The organism is Staphylococcus sp. GDY8P126P (assembly GCF_017891965.1).
GTDB lineage: Bacteria > Bacillota > Bacilli > Staphylococcales > Staphylococcaceae > Staphylococcus > Staphylococcus saprophyticus.
Window position 1 is genome coordinate 22,639 of the sequence record NZ_JAESKG010000002.1, and the last position, 17,517, is coordinate 40,155.

Annotated in this window: 18 protein-coding genes; 5 read left to right on the forward strand and 13 right to left on the reverse strand. The window is 31.9% G+C overall.

Features of this window, described 5'->3' with window-relative positions; genetic code table 11:
• Positions 1-381: 381 nt before the first annotated feature.
• Both ftsW and KA893_RS02605 read right to left on the reverse strand, forming a co-directional pair.
• The gene (ftsW, locus tag KA893_RS02600) at positions 382-1,617 is read right to left on the reverse strand and encodes a cell division peptidoglycan polymerase FtsW (protein WP_011303404.1); all 1,236 of its coding nucleotides are present in this window, start codon (positions 1,615-1,617) and stop codon (positions 382-384) included.
• 376 nt (positions 1,618-1,993) lie between these two features.
• On the reverse strand, positions 1,994-2,269 hold the full coding sequence (locus tag KA893_RS02605) for an Fpa/YlaN family protein (RefSeq protein WP_069821869.1): 276 nt from the start codon (positions 2,267-2,269) through the stop codon (positions 1,994-1,996).
• 334 nt (positions 2,270-2,603) lie between these two features.
• Here KA893_RS02605 and KA893_RS02610 point away from each other — a divergent pair, with 334 nt between their 5' ends.
• Both KA893_RS02610 and KA893_RS02615 read left to right on the forward strand, forming a co-directional pair.
• Entirely contained in the window at positions 2,604-3,086 is a 483-nt protein-coding gene (locus KA893_RS02610; RefSeq protein WP_002483659.1) for a hypothetical protein, read from the forward strand.
• Between the two features lie 2 nt (positions 3,087-3,088).
• The gene (locus KA893_RS02615; RefSeq protein ID WP_011303405.1) at positions 3,089-3,262 is read left to right on the forward strand and encodes a DUF2197 domain-containing protein; all 174 of its coding nucleotides are present in this window, start codon (positions 3,089-3,091) and stop codon (positions 3,260-3,262) included.
• Between the two features lie 357 nt (positions 3,263-3,619).
• On the opposite strand, the gene typA is transcribed toward KA893_RS02615, so the two are convergent.
• Positions 3,620-5,467: a translational GTPase TypA gene (gene typA, locus KA893_RS02620; protein WP_002483661.1), complete on the reverse strand. Its 1,848-nt coding sequence runs from the start codon at positions 5,465-5,467 to the stop codon at positions 3,620-3,622.
• 101 nt (positions 5,468-5,568) lie between these two features.
• Between typA and KA893_RS02625 the strand changes: the two genes are divergently transcribed.
• Entirely contained in the window at positions 5,569-5,760 is a 192-nt protein-coding gene (locus KA893_RS02625) for a DUF5325 family protein (RefSeq protein ID WP_037538825.1), read from the forward strand.
• Between the two features lie 89 nt (positions 5,761-5,849).
• Here KA893_RS02625 and KA893_RS02630 read toward each other — a convergent pair whose 3' ends face one another.
• The gene (locus KA893_RS02630; RefSeq protein ID WP_194375924.1) at positions 5,850-6,674 is read right to left on the reverse strand and encodes an inositol monophosphatase family protein; all 825 of its coding nucleotides are present in this window, start codon (positions 6,672-6,674) and stop codon (positions 5,850-5,852) included.
• 263 nt (positions 6,675-6,937) lie between these two features.
• Here KA893_RS02630 and KA893_RS02635 point away from each other — a divergent pair, with 263 nt between their 5' ends.
• On the forward strand, positions 6,938-7,549 hold the full coding sequence (locus KA893_RS02635; protein ID WP_002483664.1) for a YktB family protein: 612 nt from the start codon (positions 6,938-6,940) through the stop codon (positions 7,547-7,549).
• Between the two features lie 162 nt (positions 7,550-7,711).
• Here the strand turns inward: KA893_RS02635 and KA893_RS02640 are convergent, their stop codons facing one another.
• On the reverse strand, positions 7,712-8,215 hold the full coding sequence (locus KA893_RS02640) for a DUF4064 domain-containing protein (RefSeq protein WP_002483665.1): 504 nt from the start codon (positions 8,213-8,215) through the stop codon (positions 7,712-7,714).
• A 200-nt stretch (positions 8,216-8,415) separates the two neighbouring features.
• On the opposite strand from KA893_RS02640, the gene KA893_RS02645 reads away from it, so the two are divergent.
• Positions 8,416-9,771, forward strand: coding sequence for an Nramp family divalent metal transporter (locus KA893_RS02645; protein ID WP_075339806.1), 1,356 nt, complete (start codon positions 8,416-8,418; stop codon positions 9,769-9,771).
• A gap of 119 nt (positions 9,772-9,890) precedes the next feature.
• Here KA893_RS02645 and auxB read toward each other — a convergent pair whose 3' ends face one another.
• From auxB to lpdA, 8 genes are all read right to left on the reverse strand, one after another.
• Positions 9,891-11,054, reverse strand: a complete 1,164-nt coding sequence (gene auxB / locus KA893_RS02650; protein WP_002483667.1) for a lipoteichoic acid stability factor AuxB — start codon at positions 11,052-11,054, stop codon at positions 9,891-9,893.
• 73 nt (positions 11,055-11,127) lie between these two features.
• Entirely contained in the window at positions 11,128-12,201 is a 1,074-nt protein-coding gene (locus KA893_RS02655; protein WP_037538832.1) for an ABC transporter substrate-binding protein, read from the reverse strand.
• The gene (locus KA893_RS02660) at positions 12,198-13,010 is read right to left on the reverse strand and encodes an ABC transporter permease (RefSeq protein ID WP_002483669.1); all 813 of its coding nucleotides are present in this window, start codon (positions 13,008-13,010) and stop codon (positions 12,198-12,200) included. The genes KA893_RS02655 and KA893_RS02660 overlap by 4 nt, the downstream gene beginning before the upstream one ends.
• 5 nt (positions 13,011-13,015) lie before the next feature.
• Positions 13,016-13,819 (reverse strand): ABC transporter permease, encoded by an 804-nt coding sequence (locus KA893_RS02665; RefSeq protein ID WP_002483670.1) that lies wholly within the window; start codon positions 13,817-13,819, stop codon positions 13,016-13,018.
• Positions 13,812-14,906: an ABC transporter ATP-binding protein gene (locus KA893_RS02670; RefSeq protein ID WP_002483671.1), complete on the reverse strand. Its 1,095-nt coding sequence runs from the start codon at positions 14,904-14,906 to the stop codon at positions 13,812-13,814. Before KA893_RS02670 ends, KA893_RS02665 begins: the two co-directional genes overlap by 8 nt.
• A gap of 12 nt (positions 14,907-14,918) precedes the next feature.
• Positions 14,919-15,458: a helix-turn-helix domain-containing protein gene (locus tag KA893_RS02675; RefSeq protein ID WP_069821867.1), complete on the reverse strand. Its 540-nt coding sequence runs from the start codon at positions 15,456-15,458 to the stop codon at positions 14,919-14,921.
• 141 nt (positions 15,459-15,599) lie between these two features.
• A complete protein-coding gene (locus KA893_RS02680; RefSeq protein ID WP_002483673.1) occupies positions 15,600-15,878 on the reverse strand; it encodes a UPF0223 family protein in 279 nt (92 codons plus the stop codon).
• Positions 15,879-16,110: 232 nt separating this feature from the next.
• Positions 16,111-17,517, reverse strand: a complete 1,407-nt coding sequence (gene lpdA, locus KA893_RS02685; RefSeq protein WP_002483674.1) for a dihydrolipoyl dehydrogenase — start codon at positions 17,515-17,517, stop codon at positions 16,111-16,113.

A 17,517-nucleotide genomic window follows, 5' to 3' on the forward strand; every position in this document is an offset into this window, starting at 1 on the left:
TTTGAATTTTCTAAAAAGTTAGATATGATTTTCATTATAGCAAAATACGAACAATGTATACAGTAATAAATTATTAAGTTTTATCTTGAAACTATTTATAAGATGTTAAATTTTAAAATTTTTATAATTTAAATGTACTTCTTCCGAATAAATCGAAAGCCTTACTATAACAAGCTTAGAAGAAAATTATATCACGTATTAACATTAATAAAAAGTTATTACTATTGATAACTTTTTATTATCATTATATCTATCTGTAAAAAGTATTTCAAAATTAGGTTTAAATTGTAAAAAAATAGACAAACATTTCAACTATTAAAAGTTAAAATGTTTGCCTTTAAATCCTTTTACTGATTATTAAACATTGAATTTAGTTTTTTATTAATACCGTCTAGTCATTCCAATATGAGTCTTTTTCTTATTCGCTTGTTTTTTTCTATAAGCTTCTATTCTTATTTGTTTACCGGTAATAAGTAATAAACCTAAAGCGATACTTAAACTAATCATAGATGAACCACCAAAACTGATAAATGGTAATGGCACCCCTGTTAAAGGAATTGTACCTGAAATACCACCTAAATTAACGAAAGTTTGACTTCCTATATAACTAGCTACACCAACACATACGAGTTTATAAAAATAAGAATTTGTCTTATTAGCTAACTCAAAGGCTCTATAGACGATAAAGAATAGTAAACAAATGACTACAAGGCCACCTACTAAACCTAATTCTTCACATATAATAGAAAAAATAAAATCTGTATGTGGTTCAGGCAAATAACCTAATTTCATGATACTATTGCCTAGGCCTCTACCTAGCAAGCCACCATTTCCGATGGCAATTAGGGAATTAGAAATATGATACCCCGTACCTGATTCTTGGCTAAATGGATTTGTTAACGTACTAAATCTTGCTGTTAAGTAATCTGGTACTAAACCAATAATTAAGAAGAGCGAGCCAATAATAACGACACCTACTATAATTAACAGACCGTATTTAATGGATTTTTGGACACCAATACCAGCATAGAAAAGTATTGAAACGAATATAATCATGATCAATAATGTTTGTCCGACATCGCGCTGTAACAGCACTAATGCGATACACAATCCTGCTAAAATAATTGGTGAAGTCATTAATTTTGGCTGTTTAAATACTTTTGGTCGTTTCTTTTCAATCATATAAGGAATATATAAGATGATTGCAATTTTCAACAATTCAGAAGCTTGTAAATTCATAAAACCTAAATTAATCCAACTTTTTGAACCATTGATATTACTACCAACAACTAGTGTTGCAGCAAGTAAAATAATGATGCCAATCATCATCCATTTTTGAAATCTAATTGTTTCTAATAATTTAACATTCATGAAGAATGCCATGAAAAATACTATAACTAAACTCATTATCACGTACATTAATTGTCTTGTATAAAAGTACGTACCTGGTACGGATATGCCACCTGTCAACGATCCTTTTGTAGCAGCAACCATACTTGCACTATATACCATAACCAAACCAATTAGACATAATAATAAATATGTAACTACGAGTGGATAATCGATATATTTGGCATTTTTACTTATATATCGAAAAAACCGTTTTATGTTATTCATATGACATATCATCCAATTCTAATTTTTAATATTCTATTTGTTAATTCGATAACTGTATTTAATAAAAGTGATTTGAATCATCCGTAATCCTTTTACGGTAATCGTTTGATAAAAATAAATTTTACTTTTAACATTATATCAAACATTGTAACAATTTCTCGAGCAAATATAACACTAATAATCATTATTTTATTTTATTGTTGAGTTATTTTTTTAAAGCACGACAAAAGTGGCTAAGAAATGATCAACAAATGATTGATGTCCCAGCCACTTTCACAATACTTATGTAGTTTTAAATAATAAATTCCTATATAAGTTTATATATCAATTTTGGAATCTTATGTTTCCAGAAATAAATCTACCTACTGTAACCAAATTAAACATTAGTAAATGCATCATGCAATTTAGAAAGTTCTTTTTCTAAACGAAGCATTAATTCTTTGCCCACTTCTCTGTCAACTAAACCAAGTTGTACAGCAAAATCCACTTCTTTTTGTAATCCAAACATTTGTGTATCAAGTACTTCTTCATATAATGGGCATTGAGGTAATGTAAGATTATCCATTTGTACTTTAATAAGTTGGAGAATCCTATCAGCATCTTTATTCAATTGGTCATATGCCGCATTGTTAATTTTTTGATTTTTTTCCAAGACATACTCCCCCTATCAATTGTAACTTTATAAGAAGAGTGTATCTTACTAAATAGTAAAAAGCAAGTGAATTCAAGAATATACGTTACTGTCTAATTTGTGATAATATTAATAGTAACGATAATTTAATTTACTCTTATTTATAATCAATGTGCCTTTATACAGGCCATTACTTGAAAACGGTTTAATGATTTTTATTTTTTAGCTCTGCTAAACTTGAATTAAATGTAACATAGATAAGTGTTTTGTTCACAAAAAAGTCATTTTTATCACTAAAATTTTTTCAATAAAATGATTATAGATATTTGTAATTTATGCCAATAGGAGTGGGATTATGATTCAAATTAAGGGTGAAGTTAAATTTCCAATTACGCTAGATAGTACGACTTGGATTTTTGATGACAGAAAAGTACAAATTGAAGATTTAGAACAAGGCGTTTTTGACGGCACAAAGCCAATCAATTTTGACGATAATCGCGAATGGAATAGGGCCATTCTAGAAGGTCAAACGAATCCGCCAACTCTAAATTCAGAAATTAAATATAAAAGACGCGCAGTATTAGAAAAATCTTTTGTTATCAATATGACACCATTTTTCAAAAATGCTGAACCTCATGATAATGCAACCACAATACGTTTGTTTAATGATAATGAGTCAATTGAAATACCAATCGACTTGTTACCTTACCTCTTTTTCCAATTCGCCAAAGATGGTAAAAGATTATATGAGGATTATTCTGTTGATAGCTTTGTTTATATTCCTGAAGAAGGATATTCTTATCAGTTTCAATATGTTACTGGTATAGAGGTGATCTAGTTATGAAGAAAGTGAAATGTATCATTTGTGATACGGAAGTGTTCATAGATCAAAATACATTAGAAGCCAAAAGATTACGTAACGATCCAATGCATACGTTTATGTGTGATGAATGTAAAAGTAGACTTGATACACCAAAACAACGTAATCAAGATACAACGTATAATCATCGTTAAACAGTTAAATATGTAATAAAACGTTTCTTAAAATATGATAATAATATACTAACAACCCAATAAAGCATCCGTGACATAAATGTCTCTAATTAATAAGGCACCTCATTTTTAAATTATTTAATGGTAATTTTAAAATGAGGTGCCTTTATTTTTTGAATATTAATATGCGTATTTTGAATCATAACATAACTTGCTGACGCCCAGAGCAATAGTAAGCGTGTGAGACTATAAGCTCGTCTATCTTACAAGCCTGAGATGGTTAAAATATTAATATTTTAAATATAAAGAAGACTCATCCTTAATACGAATGAGTCCTCTTATATTTAAATTAAAATGTTTTAGAAAAAAAACGTTTTATTATTCATCTTCTTGCATTAATTGTTTAATACGTTTCGCTTCTTTTTCACGTGCATTTTTCTCTAATACTGTTTTTCTAATACGGATGTTTTCTGGCGTAGCTTCTACAAGTTCATCGTCATTAATAAATTGTAAAGCTTCTTCAAGTGTTAACGTTCTTGGACGTTTCATTGTAACTGTTTGGTCTTTATTAGAAGAACGTACGTTAGTTTGGTTTTTCTCTTTCGTTACATTAACTGTTAAGTCATTTTCACGGTTATGTTCACCAACAACCATACCTTCATAAACTTCAGTACCTGGTTCCATAAAGTTTACACCACGGTCTTCTAAGCCCATAAGTGCATATGAACTTGCTTTACCTTGATCTAATGATACTAATGCGCCATTTCTTCTACCACCGATACGGCCTTTAACACGTGGTTTAAATTCTTCAAATGTATGGTTAATAATACCATAACCACGTGTTTGAGACATAAATTCAGTAGTATAACCGATTAATCCGCGCGCTGGTACCATAAAGATAATACGTGTTAAGCCATTGTCTGTAGTGACCATGTCTAACATTTCACCTTTACGTTGTCCTAATGATTCAATCACAGCACCTGTATATTCTTGTGGTACTTCACATTGTACACGTTCAAATGGCTCACATTGTACGCCATCAATTTCTCTTAAGATAACTTGTGGTTTAGAAACTTGTAATTCGAAACCTTCACGTCTCATATTTTCAATTAATATAGATAAGTGTAATTCACCACGACCTGCAACAATCCATTTATCTGGAGATTCAGTTTGTGTAACTTTTAAAGAAACGTCTGTTTCTAATTGTTGATCTAAACGTTCTTGAATTTGACGTGAAGTCACGTAATCACCTTCACGACCTGCGAATGGAGAATTGTTTACTCTGAAAGTCATTTCTAGTGTTGGTTCATCAATTCTTAATACTGGTAATGCCTCTTGGTTATCAGTTGGCGTTACTGTTTCACCAACGTTAATATCTTCCATTCCTGATACAGCAATTAGGTCCCCGGCATATGCTTCATTAACTTCTTCACGTTTCAAACCGAAGAAACCAAAGATTTTTGTTACACGGAAGTTTTTAATTGATCCGTCTAATTTAATCAATGATACATTGTCACCGACACGCATTGTTCCTCTAAATACACGACCAACACCAATACGTCCTAAATAGTCACTATAGTCTAATAGTGCTGTTTGGAATTGAAGTGGCTCATCTCTATTATCTACAGGAGCTGGTACATAATCAATGATTGTTTCATACAATGATTGCATGTTTTCATCTTGTTTTTCTGGATCTAAACTTGCAGTACCATTCACTGCTGAAGCATATACAACTGGGAAATCAAGTTGTTCATCGTTTGCTTCTAATTCAATAAATAAGTCTAAAACTTCATCAACTACACCTTCAGGTCTAGCTTCTGGTTTGTCAATTTTATTTACAACTACAACTGGTTTCAAGTTTTGTTCTAATGCTTTTTTCAAAACAAAGCGTGTTTGAGGCATTGTACCTTCATATGCATCTACTACTAAGACAACACCATCAACCATTTTCATGATACGTTCTACTTCTCCACCGAAGTCAGCATGTCCTGGTGTATCTAATATATTAATTCGATTATCTTTGTAATTTACTGCTGTATTTTTCGCAAGGATAGTGATACCACGTTCTCTTTCAATATCATTTGAATCCATTGCTCTTTCGTCTACGTGCTCATTCTCACGGAAAATTCCTGATTGTTTTAACAATTCGTCTACAAGTGTCGTTTTACCATGGTCAACGTGAGCAATGATAGCTATATTACGAACATCTTCTCTTATTTTAGTCATTTTTATACAATTTCCTTTCTCGAGTAAATTCCCACTTTTCTTTGCAACTTTTTTATTATATCATATAATTGGTTAAAGAAAACTATAAAGGTGTGGTAGGGATGCAACAAAAAAAATCAAAAGCAATATTTTGGGTACTCGCTGTGGTTGCTATAGTATTTTTACTTTTATTTAGCTTCAGTTTAGCTGCTACAAATGTTCCATTCATGATTTTAACATTTATATTATTCATTGCAACATTTGGTTACGGTTTCACGTTGAAAAAGAAATATCGTGAAAATGATTGGCTATAATTTCATGTTGATTTAACATATATTCATAAATACGTCTCACTCTTCTAAGTAGGAGTGAGACGCTTTTTTATTTTTAAAAATCGATTTAGCTAATCATTTTTAGCTTTTAATTTTTGCTGTAATAATTGAACTATTTCATAATTTTTTTTGAAATGGTTATCTATTAACTCTGAATGTAAATCCTTATTTGCCATTATAATCGAACTCGGTTCATATATGGATAAGGGTTCTCCTAATAAGTCTGTGCCGACGCCCCCCACTTCATTTAAGATAATCAAACCACCTGCAAAATCCCATGGTTGTAATCTAGGTGTCATATATGCACCTAATTTACCAGTTGCCACGTGTATGATTTCTAACGCTGCAGAACCATAGGCACGCGCGCTCCTTGCTTCATTTACGATGGGTTTAAACATTTCACCTAAGCGTGGTTTAGTTAGCCAATTGGGATTAATACCAATAATACTCGTTTTTAGTTGTGTGGAAGAAATTGCTGGTAACAAATTACCGTTTTCATATGCGCCTTCACCCGTTTTAGCATGATATAATACATCGTTCATAACGTCATAAACAAAGCCAGCATATGGTTTCCCATCATTATAGATACCGATTGAAATTGCAAAATTTTCTTGCTGATGTACAAAATTCAACGTACCATCAATTGGATCGATAACCCAAACTACCCCTGCCTCGTCTTTCAGCTCATGTCCATGTCCTTCTTCACCTATAACTAAATGATTCGGGTATGTTTGCTTGATGTTATCAAAAAGATATTTCTCCGTAGCTTTATCCACATTCGTCACTAGATCATTAGGATTTGATTTTGTCTCAATCTTAATGTCTTGTTTCATTATTTTTTTTACATTGATTCCTGCTTCTAATATAAGGCCTTTTGCAAATTCATAAACAGTCATTGTATCAGCTCCTTGTTCACTATTTATTATACATTAGTTAATACTTAAAAAGATATTAGCCAACAATTTATTAAATACTTCAATAATCAAGCATTAAATTTCATCTAAGTATGATTTATCTATTATAATTACCCTTTTTACTCGTTGTATACACGCACTAGATATCACTTATTCAGTATCATAAGGGTATAGAGCAAAGCAAATGTTTCAATGTTTATATTATGCTACAATACAAACGTATAGAATGATTATAGGAGGACCAAATGACTAAATATACATTTAAACCTAAGAATTTTAAAGCATTCACTGTTGATGGTCTTGATGCAAGAATGGAAGCACTCAACGAACGCGTTAGACCACAATTAAATCATTTGGGTGACTACTTCGCACAATACTTGGAAACTGCTACTGGCGAAATTTTCTATCCACATGTTGCTAAACATGCACGTAGAAGTGTCAATCCACCCAAAGATACTTGGGTCGCTTTTGCAACAAATAATCGTGGTTATAAAATGCAACCACATTTTCAAATAGGCCTTTTTGAAAATCAATTGTTCGTTATGTATGGTGTGATGCATGAAGCCAAGGATAAAGCGCAACAAGTACAAGCTTTTGTAGATCAATTCGATGCATTGAGAAATTTACCTTCAGATTATAGCGTGAGTTTAGACCATATGAGTCAAGAAAAAACGTATATCCACAATATGACTGACGAAGATTTATTCAAAGCGTTTAAGCGCGTTAAAGAAGTGAAAAAAGGTGAATTTTTCGTTGCTCGCACTTTGTCACCAAATTCAGAACACCTTAAAAATGATAAAGCTTTCCTATCTTTCTTAGAAGAAACGTTTGAACAACTGTTAAAATTTTATAAATAAAAACAACTGACCTCATACATTGTCGTACCTTCATAAATGAGTTATATAACTCATTTATGAAGGTGACATTAGAATCGTATAGGTCAGTTGTTTTTTTGCGTTATCACGCTATTTATTAACACAGATTTAAATCATGATATTTTGTATGTTGCTTAATGATACTTAATAAATATAAGGATCATTATCTTTCTTCTGTTTCATTTCACGATCTGGATCCATGTCCTCAGTTCGATTGGCATTATGCGTATCATTAGCGTTATCGTTTGAAACAATACCTTTGTGATGATCAAAGCGCTTATCCTTTTTGACGAATAACATGATACCAACAATAAACCACAAAATGAGCGCAACAAAATTCCCGGAAAATATACTAGTGATTGCTGCAATTATAAAAACACAAGCAGCCAACACACGATTTCCTTTGATAATAAAAGTTCCCAATATACCAAGTATCGTAGAAATAATTAATAAAACGCCTTGAAACATAATAGATGTTTTAAATGTTTCCATCGACATTTCTAGTCCTTGTTGCTGATTCATTTGATGAAATGCCTCTTTAAATTCTGGTACATTCATAAATGAAAAGACTAGAACCATTAATAATAGAAACAGTATACTAAGACCATTTGCAATCCACGCCATGATACGTTCAGGTTTCCTATTCATCGACTTCCTCCTTAGATTATACTTTCCTCTATCATATCAAAATTGCATTTAATTAAAAATCATCTCGTATAATGATCAAACTAATTAATCAATAGCCCCTATTCAAATTTTAATGTAGCCAAGAAATTTATTCTCTATGTATTTTTTAGGTTGACCTAATAATTATTTTGGAGTAATCTATAAAGTGTTAATAAATGAATATGGAGGTGGGGGTATTGAAAAATCATGTTCAAACCCATAATAAGAGTTTAGATGAAATTAATAATACGGTTTCCATCAATACTCATGGCAAATTTAGCCAAAAATTATTTTCATTTTTAGGGCCAGGTTTATTAGTCGCTGTTGGCTATATGGACCCAGGTAATTGGATTACTTCTATGCAAGGTGGCGCGCAGTTTGGATACATTTTGCTATTCGTGATTTTACTTTCTAGTCTGTCAGCAATGTTATTACAAAGTATGACAGTAAGGTTAGGAATAGCAACAGGTATGGACTTAGCTCAGGCTACTAAACACTATTTAAATAAACCCGTTGCATTTGTATTTTGGATCATTGCTGAGTTAGCAATTATCGCGACAGATATAGCAGAAGTTATAGGTAGTGCCATTGCCTTAGATTTATTATTTGGTATTCCGCTTCTTGTAGGCGCGTTAATCACAGTATTTGATGTTTTCTTATTACTATTTATTATGCGCTTTGGTTTTAGAAAAATCGAAGCCATTGTGGGAACACTTATATTCACAGTACTTGTTATTTTTGTTTTCGAGGTATTTATTGCATCACCTCACGTTACTGAAGTATTAAATGGTTTTGTTCCGAGTTCAACAATTATTACAGATAATGGTGCACTCTTTATTGCATTAGGTATTATCGGAGCGACAATTATGCCGCACAACTTATATTTACATTCATCAATCGTTCAATCACGTATGTATGATCGCAATAGCACACAATCAAAAGCACACGCAATCAAATATGCAACAATGGACTCAAATATACAATTATCAATTGCATTCATCGTGAATTGTTTATTACTATTATTAGGCGCAGCGCTTTTCTTTGGTGTAAATACAGAGCAATTAGGTGGATTCTATGATTTATATAATGCATTACAGAATCAACCATTATTAGGTGCGTCGTTAGGTGCAATTATGAGTACTTTATTTGCAATCGCACTGCTTGCGTCAGGTCAAAATTCTACAATAACTGGAACAATGGCAGGTCAAATCGTCATGGAAGGTTTTATAAATTTAAAAATACCAAATTGGTTACGAAGATTGATTACACGTTTAATTGCGATATTACCTATCATTATCTGTTTAATCGTCTTTAATAGTAATGAAGCAAAAATGGAACAATTATTAGTATTTTCACAAGTATTTTTAAGTTTAGCTTTACCATTTTCACTCATTCCACTTCAATTATCAACGAATGACAAACGTTTGATGGGACAATTTAAAAATAAATTATGGGTCAATATCATATCATGGTGTTTAATCATTATACTTAGCATTCTAAATATTTACCTAATTATTCAAACATTCCAAGAGTTATAATATATAGCATTATTGTATATAACTAAAATGAATATTTTATGTAAAAGATAAACATAAAAAAGATGAGCGAGGTACACTTTATGTCCTCGCTCATCTTTTTTATTAAGCATCGTCTCTTATTACGATTTATCTTGTTGATCTTTTTCAGTTTCTTGAACTGAATCATTAGGTGTTTCAGTTTCATGAGACGTCATCTTTTTGCGTTCTTCAAAATTTTGTCTGCGTAGACTAACTGCGCTCGGCTGTTGTTTGCGTCTTTCTTTTTCGCGCTTCTTACGTTCTTTCTTCTCTTGCTTAACACGCATTTTTTCTTCAGCTTTTTCTTGTTTTAATCGCGCCGCTTCTTCGGCCTCAGCTTGTTGTCGACGTTGTTGTTCTTCATACTCAGCTTGTTGACGACGTTGCTCCGCTTCATGTTCTTCTTGTCTGCGTTGTGCTGCAGCTGCTTCATCTTCTTGGTTATGCTTAGATACGTATTCACCAGATTCATCATACACATCACTCACATTACCAAAATCATCTTCCACATTTTGCGCATCTGCTTGCGTCTCATTTTGTTTTTTCTGCTTATAGTTGTATTTTGCTTGTCTTGATAGAACTTGAGGTTCCTCTTCAGTCGCATCATTTTTACCATTTACTTTATTAGCAACTTCAGATGAATAGCCCCCTCTTCTTAACGAATCATCATTAGTAGGTTGTTCAACATCAGCAGTTTGTTGTTTCTCATAATATTGAGATTGTGGTTGTGGTTCTGGTTCTGACGGTTGATCATAATCAGAATAATGACCTCTATAACCTTCTGTATAATATGCAGGTACTGTTTCTACTTTGTCTTTTCGAGCAAACATCATGATTGCAACGATTAAAAATAGAATTGGTATGATAAGTGGTACAAATAATAATACGAGCGGTAATGTTATAACCGTAGCCAATAAAAATAAGAACCCTGATAAGATTCTAATATTCATAGATATCAGTGCTAAGAATGATAACAGTAAACATACGATAAAGTATACAATGACTGCCCATACACCATTTTGTAGCCAAATAACAAATTGTGTCGTATTCAAACTATTATTTGCTAGAATTTGTTGAACAAAGTCATTACCATTTAGCGTTGTTTCTAAATTTTGTATTGATGTTTCACTACTAAAAGATACTAGTGCAATAAACATCGTAATTACGGTTAGTAGTAATAAGAATACCCAACTTAACCAACCTAATACTTTTTCTGCTAGTCGACTCACTGGTCGTCTAACTTGAGTATATTGCTCTCCTGACATATTTTTACAACTCCTTATATTGCTTGTCAAACTATTATAGCGAATTAATGGCAAAATAACTACTAACTACGCCTTATTTCAAGGAGATTTTAAAATTTAAAAATCGCTCATTATATTCGCTTAATGTTTCTTTACCTAAATCTTTATAAACTTCCAGTCTTTTTTGGTCTTGCTGTGTAGGATAAAAACGTTTATCATTTTTAACTTCATCTGGTAATTTCTCTCTTGCTGCTTTATTAGGTGTCGCATAACCAACCCATTCAGTATTTTGCTTGCTAATTTCTTCGTCTAATAGAAAGTTCATAAATTTATAGGCGCCCGCTTTATTTTGTGCTGTCTTAGGCATCACCATATTATCGAACCAAAGATTAGATCCTTCTTTCGGTACAACATAGTTAAATTCATCACTACCTTGTACCATAGGTGCTGCTACGCCACTCCATACAACCGCAACATTTGCTTCATGTTGCTCTAACATCATCGTTATTTCATCACCTACAACACCTTTAACATTGGGTCCTAGGTGTGATAATGTTTTTTCAGCTTCTGCTAAATGTTGTGAATTTGTATCATTTAAACTGTAGCCTAATTTATTCAAGGCTAAACCTATGACTTCTCTAGCACCATCAACCAAGAGTACATCATTGTTATACTTTTTATCATATAGTTGCTTCCAAGAATCGAAATGATCATTCGGATAAGCTTTTTTATTATAAAGAATTCCTACTGTGCCAAAGAAATAAGGAACAGAGTATCGATTACCTTGATCAAATGACATATTCATATAATCTGAATCTAAATTCTTCATATTTGGTATTTTCTCATGATTTAGCGGCAATAACAAATTCTCTTTTTTTAATTTTTGAACAGTATATTCACTTGGAAAAGCAACATCATAATTTGTGCCACCATTCCGTATTTTTGCTTCCATTGCTTCATTAGAATCAAATGTTTCATAAACTACTTCAATACCCGTTTCTTTTTGGAATTTTTTTATCAAACTAGGATCGATATACTCTCCCCAGTTATAGACATATATTTTTTCACCACTCGCAGAATGGTCTTTAGATGTGAACTTTTGACTTATAAGTAAACAAATCACGCCAACAACAATTGAAATTATAATTAATTGTAAAAATCGTTTCATTGTTGCACACCTCTTTTGCTATGTTTTTTGTGTTTTAGCGTGTTCTGAATTAAATAATAAGCTAATATACCCAGCATGATAACTAAGAATAATATAGTAGAAATCGCATTAATTTCCATACTTATTCCTTTTCTTGCCATGGCGTATACTTCTACAGATAGTACACTAAAACCATTACCAGTAACAAAGAAACTTACTGTGAAGTCATCAAGTGAATAGGTAAGCGCCATAAAAAAACCACCAATAACTGCGGGCATTAAATGAGGTAACATGACTTTGTTTAATACTTGCAATTCAGTCGCTCCAAGATCACGTGCTGCATTTAATGTATGATCATTCATTTCATATAATTTAGGCAATACAATAATCACAACAATTGGTATACAAAATGCAATGTGGGAAATGAGCACCGTTAAAAATCCTAAACCTAAACCAGTAAAATGGCCAATGACTGTAAACATAATCAAAAACGAAGCACCAATCACTACATCAGAAGATACCATTAATACATTATTGAGCGTCAACAATGAAACTTTTAATTTTTTATTTCTCAAATGGTATAAACCAATTGCTCCCATTGTACCGATCACAGTAGCAAAAGCCGCCGCTAACAAGGCAACAGCAATCGTATTAAATATAACTGACATTAGACGATCATTACTAAACAAGGATTGATAATGTTCCAAAGTGAAATGCTCAAAATGAATCATATTCCCAGCAGAATTAAATGAATATACCATTAAAAATAAAATTGGAATATACAATATTGCAATTAATATACCAAGGTATAATTTACCGTACCATTTCATATGACTCACCCTTTTCCATTTGTAGATTTAGTATTCGTAATGATTAACACTAACGCCATAAAGAGAATCAAACATAATGCTATAGTGGAACCCATGCCGTAGTTTTGAATCACTAGAAATTGTTCCTCTATCGCAGTTCCTATGTTAATCACTTTATTTCCAGCAATTAACCTTGTTATCATAAATAACGATAATGCTGGAATAAATGTCACTTGAACCCCTGTTAACACACCTTGTTTTGTAAGTGGTAAGATGATTTTTCGGAAAGTCGTAAACGGACTAGCACCTAAATCACTAGAGGCTTGTAAAATGTTATTAGGGATGTCTTTCATACTATTGAAAATGGGTAAAATCATAAATGGTATATAAATATAACTGGCAACAAGTATAAATGCAGGTACAGTAAATAATAAATCCATTTTAGGTAAATGTAATAAATTTAACATTTGATTGATAACACCATCATGACTCAATAACCCTATAAATGCATAGGTCTTTAGAAGTAAATTAATCCAAGTTGGAATAATGAGTATCATTAACCATAAATTTTGATATTTTGAATTTCGTATAAAATAAGCAGCTGGATAACTAATGAACAATGTAATGATAGTAATGACAGCTGCAAAAATAACTGAATCCCAAATCATGCTAAAGTATTTCCACGAAAATATTTGTTTATAATTTTCAAAACTGAAATGACCCTGAATATCAAATAGTGAAAAATAAACAAGTAATAACACAGGTACAATAATAAATAATATCATCCATAATACATATGGGATAAAGAGAAATCGATTCAGTTTACGCATTGTCTTGTTCCTCGTAACTTTCAATTCGTTTATCAAATTCTTCTTCTGTCTCACCAGGAACCATAATATGAATTGCTTCAGGATCGAAGTATAAACCTACTTTACTACCTACTTCTGCTTTTTTAGTTGAATGAATCATCCATTCATAGCCTTTTCTATCAATACAATTTATTTCATAATGCACGCCTCGAAATAACATAGAATCTACAGTAACTTCAAACAGTCCATTTTTTGCATCTATCAATGAAATATCTTCAGGACGAATCACAATTTCAACTTTCTTTTGCTCAGGTATACCCATATCTACACATTCAAAATCTTGCCCATAGATATTCACTAAGTAATCTTTAACCATCTTACCTTCTACGATATTTGATTCACCGATAAAATCAGCAACAAAACGATTGACTGGTTCATCATAAATATCAATTGGCGTACCAAATTGTTGGATTTTACCATCTTTCATCACAAATATATAATCACTAAGCGCTAATGCTTCTTCTTGATCATGTGTAACAAAAATAAATGTAATGCCTAATCGAGATTGTATTTCTCTAAGTTCATACTGCATTTCAGTTCTTAATTTTAAATCCAAAGCAGATAGAGATTCATCTAACAATAAAATTTCAGGCTCATTGACAATTGCTCTTGCTATTGCAATACGTTGTTTTTGTCCACCACTAATGCCCTCTATCGTTCTTGATTCATAACCTTCCAGTTTCACTAACTTCAATGCTTCATGTACTTTTCGTTTGATTTCTGATTTAGCTAATTTTTTTAATTTTAGCCCAAAAGCGATATTGTCATAGACATTTAAGTGAGGGAATAACGCATAATCTTGGAACACAGTATTAACTTTTCTTTTATTCGCTGATAAATGATTAATTGATTTACCTTGATAAATAATTTCACCATTATCAGCTTCTTCAAAACCTGCAATTAATTTTAATATCGTTGTCTTACCACAACCTGATGGCCCTAATAATGTATAAAAATATCCTGATTCAATATCTATATCTATTTTGTCTAATATCTGCATATCATCATACTGCTTACTTACAGATTTAAATGATAATAATGGTTCCATACGCGTGTCCTCCTATAGATATGAAGCTGTAACAACAATCATTACTTGTACTTCATCTGCTGTTCGATTTTCTAGTCTATGTATTTGTTTCGCTTTAAAATAAAGCGCGTCACCAGTTGTTGCATAATAATTTTGATTACCCAACATGAGTACTACTTCACCTTTTAAGCAATATATGAAGGTATCAGATTCAGATGGTCCAAAATTTTTATATGATGCATTCGCTCTTAAAGTTAATATCAATGGTTCCATATCAAATTCGTTTGATTGGCTGACTGGCCAGTTCAAAATATAACCTTTATCATATTCATCATATGTGATTTGTGTTGCTTTTTTATATAATACTTTTTCAGATTTAGGTTCTTTGAAAAAATCACTCGGATTTGTGCCAAGTACTTCTAATATATTCAAAAATGTTTCCATACTTGGTGATGCATATTGACTTTCAATTTGTGAAATATAACCTTTTGAAAGATCTGTTCTTTCTGCCAATTCTTCTTGCGTTAACTTTTTTATATTTCTTAAATTTTTAATTTTCTTTCCAATTTCCATATTGTCACCTTTTTGTAATTTTCAAAATTGAATCTAATGCTATTATGTAAAATTAAAAAATCGTTATATGCTGTTTATATTTATCAAACATTTTGTTTAATGCTTAATAAAAATATCAAAATATAACGATGAAGACAATACTTATTTACTTTTTGCTGAAAATAATTTTTGATCTGGTGATGATTGAACTGCTTTCACTGCATGATAACTGCTATAGCCACTACTATTTTCAAATTCTTTAAAAATTTGTTTTTCCTCGGCTTTACCTGGAACGATTTTTTTAAATTGTTTGTAGCGATCTAACAATTTTTCTCCTTCTACACTTGATTCATAATAGGATTCTACTGCATTAAAGAAAGAAACAACTTGCATCATTTCATCATTTGACCAATCTAAATCAATGGGATATTGGTACTCCATAGATTTTAACACCCTTTCATTCAAATTATGATAAACCTCAATTTATGTTTGCTATGCTTTATGTATAAATAAAATGTAACAGTAAAAGATTTTACTTTATAAACCTGTAATCATACTATTCTATTATTTTATTAACTACTCGATATTGTTATCTATATCTATAAAAGCAAATGAGACTGAGACATTCATCGATGTCCCAGTCCCAATTAAATTTATATGAAATTACTTATAATTACATAGTGTGGATAGGTAATCCTAATGCTTTTTCAGCAGCTTCCATAGACATTTCACCTAATGTTGGGTGAGCATGAATAGTTAATGCTAAATCTTCAGCATTCATACCTGATTCAATTGCTAAACCTAATTCAGAAATAATATCAGAAGCCCCAGTACCTACTACTTGAGCACCTACTAATGTATTATCTTCTTTAAGTGTTAACAATTTAACAAATCCAGTTGTATCATCTAATGATAACGCACGACCATTAGCTGCATAAGGGAATTTAGAAGCAGTAACTGCTAAACCTTCTTCTTTAGCTTGAGCTTCTGTATAACCAACTGTCGCTAATTCTGGTTCAGTGAAACATACAGCAGGCATACCAATGTAGTCTACTTCTGATGCTTCTCCAGCAATAACTTCTGCAGCTACTTTAGCTTCATAACTTGCTTTATGTGCAAGTGGTAAACCTGGTACGATATCGCCAATTGCAAAGATGTTTTCAACTGATGTACGGCTTTGTTTATCTACTTCTAATAAACCGCGATCTGCGAATTTAAGACCTAATTCTTCTAAGCCTAATTCGTCAGTGTTTGGACGACGTCCAACAGTAACTAATACGTAATCAGCGTCGATTGTTTGTTCTTCACCTTTTACTTCATAAGTCACTTTAACACCATTGTCTGTTTCTTCAGCTGATTTCGCCATTGCTTCAGTAACAATTTCAACGCCTTTTTCTTTCATACCTTTTTTAACAGGTTGCGTCATTTGTTTTTCGAAACCGCCTAAGATATCTTTAGCACCTTCTAAAATAGTTACTTCAGAACCAAAGTTAGCAAATGCAGTACCTAATTCAGAACCAATATAACCGCCACCAACGACAACTAATTTACCAGGTACATCTTGTAAATTTAAAGCGCCAGTTGAATCAATTACACGGTCACCAAACTTGAAGTTAGGGATTTCAATTGGTCTAGAACCAGTTGCAATAATCGCGTGTTTGAAGTTGTAAGTTTGAGCACTTTTCTCGTCCATAACACGTAGGCTATTATTATCAACAAAGTAAGCTTCGCCTTTTACGATTTCAACTTTATTACCTTTTAATAGTCCTTCAACACCACCAGTTAATTTTTTAACAACTGATTGTTTGAATTCTTGAACTTTATCAAATTTAAGTGAAACACTTTCAGCAATAACACCTAAATTTTCAGAGTTTTTAGTTTCATCATAACGATGCGAAGCGTGTAATAACGCTTTTGAAGGAATACATCCTACATTAAGACATACGCCACCAAGTTCGCCTTTTTCTACGATTGTTACTTTTTGACCTAACTGTGCTGCACGTATTGCTGCAACATAGCCCCCAGGTCCTGCTCCGATTACAATAGTATCTGTTTCAATTGGGAAATCTCCAACTACCAT

Bases quoted from the DNA above. Each gene is read 5' to 3' on its own strand.
- ftsW (WP_011303404.1), bottom strand. From the start codon at position 1,617: ATGAATAACATAAAACGGTTTTTTCGATATATAAGTAAAAATGCCAAA.
- KA893_RS02610 (WP_002483659.1), top strand. From the start codon at position 2,604: ATGATTCAAATTAAGGGTGAAGTTAAATTTCCAATTACGCTAGATAGT.
- KA893_RS02615 (WP_011303405.1), top strand. From the start codon at position 3,089: ATGAAGAAAGTGAAATGTATCATTTGTGATACGGAAGTGTTCATAGAT.
- typA (WP_002483661.1), bottom strand. From the start codon at position 5,467: ATGACTAAAATAAGAGAAGATGTTCGTAATATAGCTATCATTGCTCAC.
- KA893_RS02625 (WP_037538825.1), top strand. From the start codon at position 5,569: ATGCAACAAAAAAAATCAAAAGCAATATTTTGGGTACTCGCTGTGGTT.
- KA893_RS02630 (WP_194375924.1), bottom strand. From the start codon at position 6,674: ATGACTGTTTATGAATTTGCAAAAGGCCTTATATTAGAAGCAGGAATC.
- KA893_RS02635 (WP_002483664.1), top strand. From the start codon at position 6,938: ATGACTAAATATACATTTAAACCTAAGAATTTTAAAGCATTCACTGTT.
- KA893_RS02640 (WP_002483665.1), bottom strand. From the start codon at position 8,215: ATGAATAGGAAACCTGAACGTATCATGGCGTGGATTGCAAATGGTCTT.
- KA893_RS02645 (WP_075339806.1), top strand. From the start codon at position 8,416: ATGGAGGTGGGGGTATTGAAAAATCATGTTCAAACCCATAATAAGAGT.
- auxB (WP_002483667.1), bottom strand. From the start codon at position 11,054: ATGTCAGGAGAGCAATATACTCAAGTTAGACGACCAGTGAGTCGACTA.
- KA893_RS02655 (WP_037538832.1), bottom strand. From the start codon at position 12,201: ATGAAACGATTTTTACAATTAATTATAATTTCAATTGTTGTTGGCGTG.
- KA893_RS02660 (WP_002483669.1), bottom strand. From the start codon at position 13,010: ATGAAATGGTACGGTAAATTATACCTTGGTATATTAATTGCAATATTG.
- KA893_RS02665 (WP_002483670.1), bottom strand. From the start codon at position 13,819: ATGCGTAAACTGAATCGATTTCTCTTTATCCCATATGTATTATGGATG.
- KA893_RS02670 (WP_002483671.1), bottom strand. From the start codon at position 14,906: ATGGAACCATTATTATCATTTAAATCTGTAAGTAAGCAGTATGATGAT.
- KA893_RS02675 (WP_069821867.1), bottom strand. From the start codon at position 15,458: ATGGAAATTGGAAAGAAAATTAAAAATTTAAGAAATATAAAAAAGTTA.
- KA893_RS02680 (WP_002483673.1), bottom strand. From the start codon at position 15,878: ATGGAGTACCAATATCCCATTGATTTAGATTGGTCAAATGATGAAATG.
- lpdA (WP_002483674.1), bottom strand. From the start codon at position 17,517: ATGGTAGTTGGAGATTTCCCAATTGAAACAGATACTATTGTAATCGGA.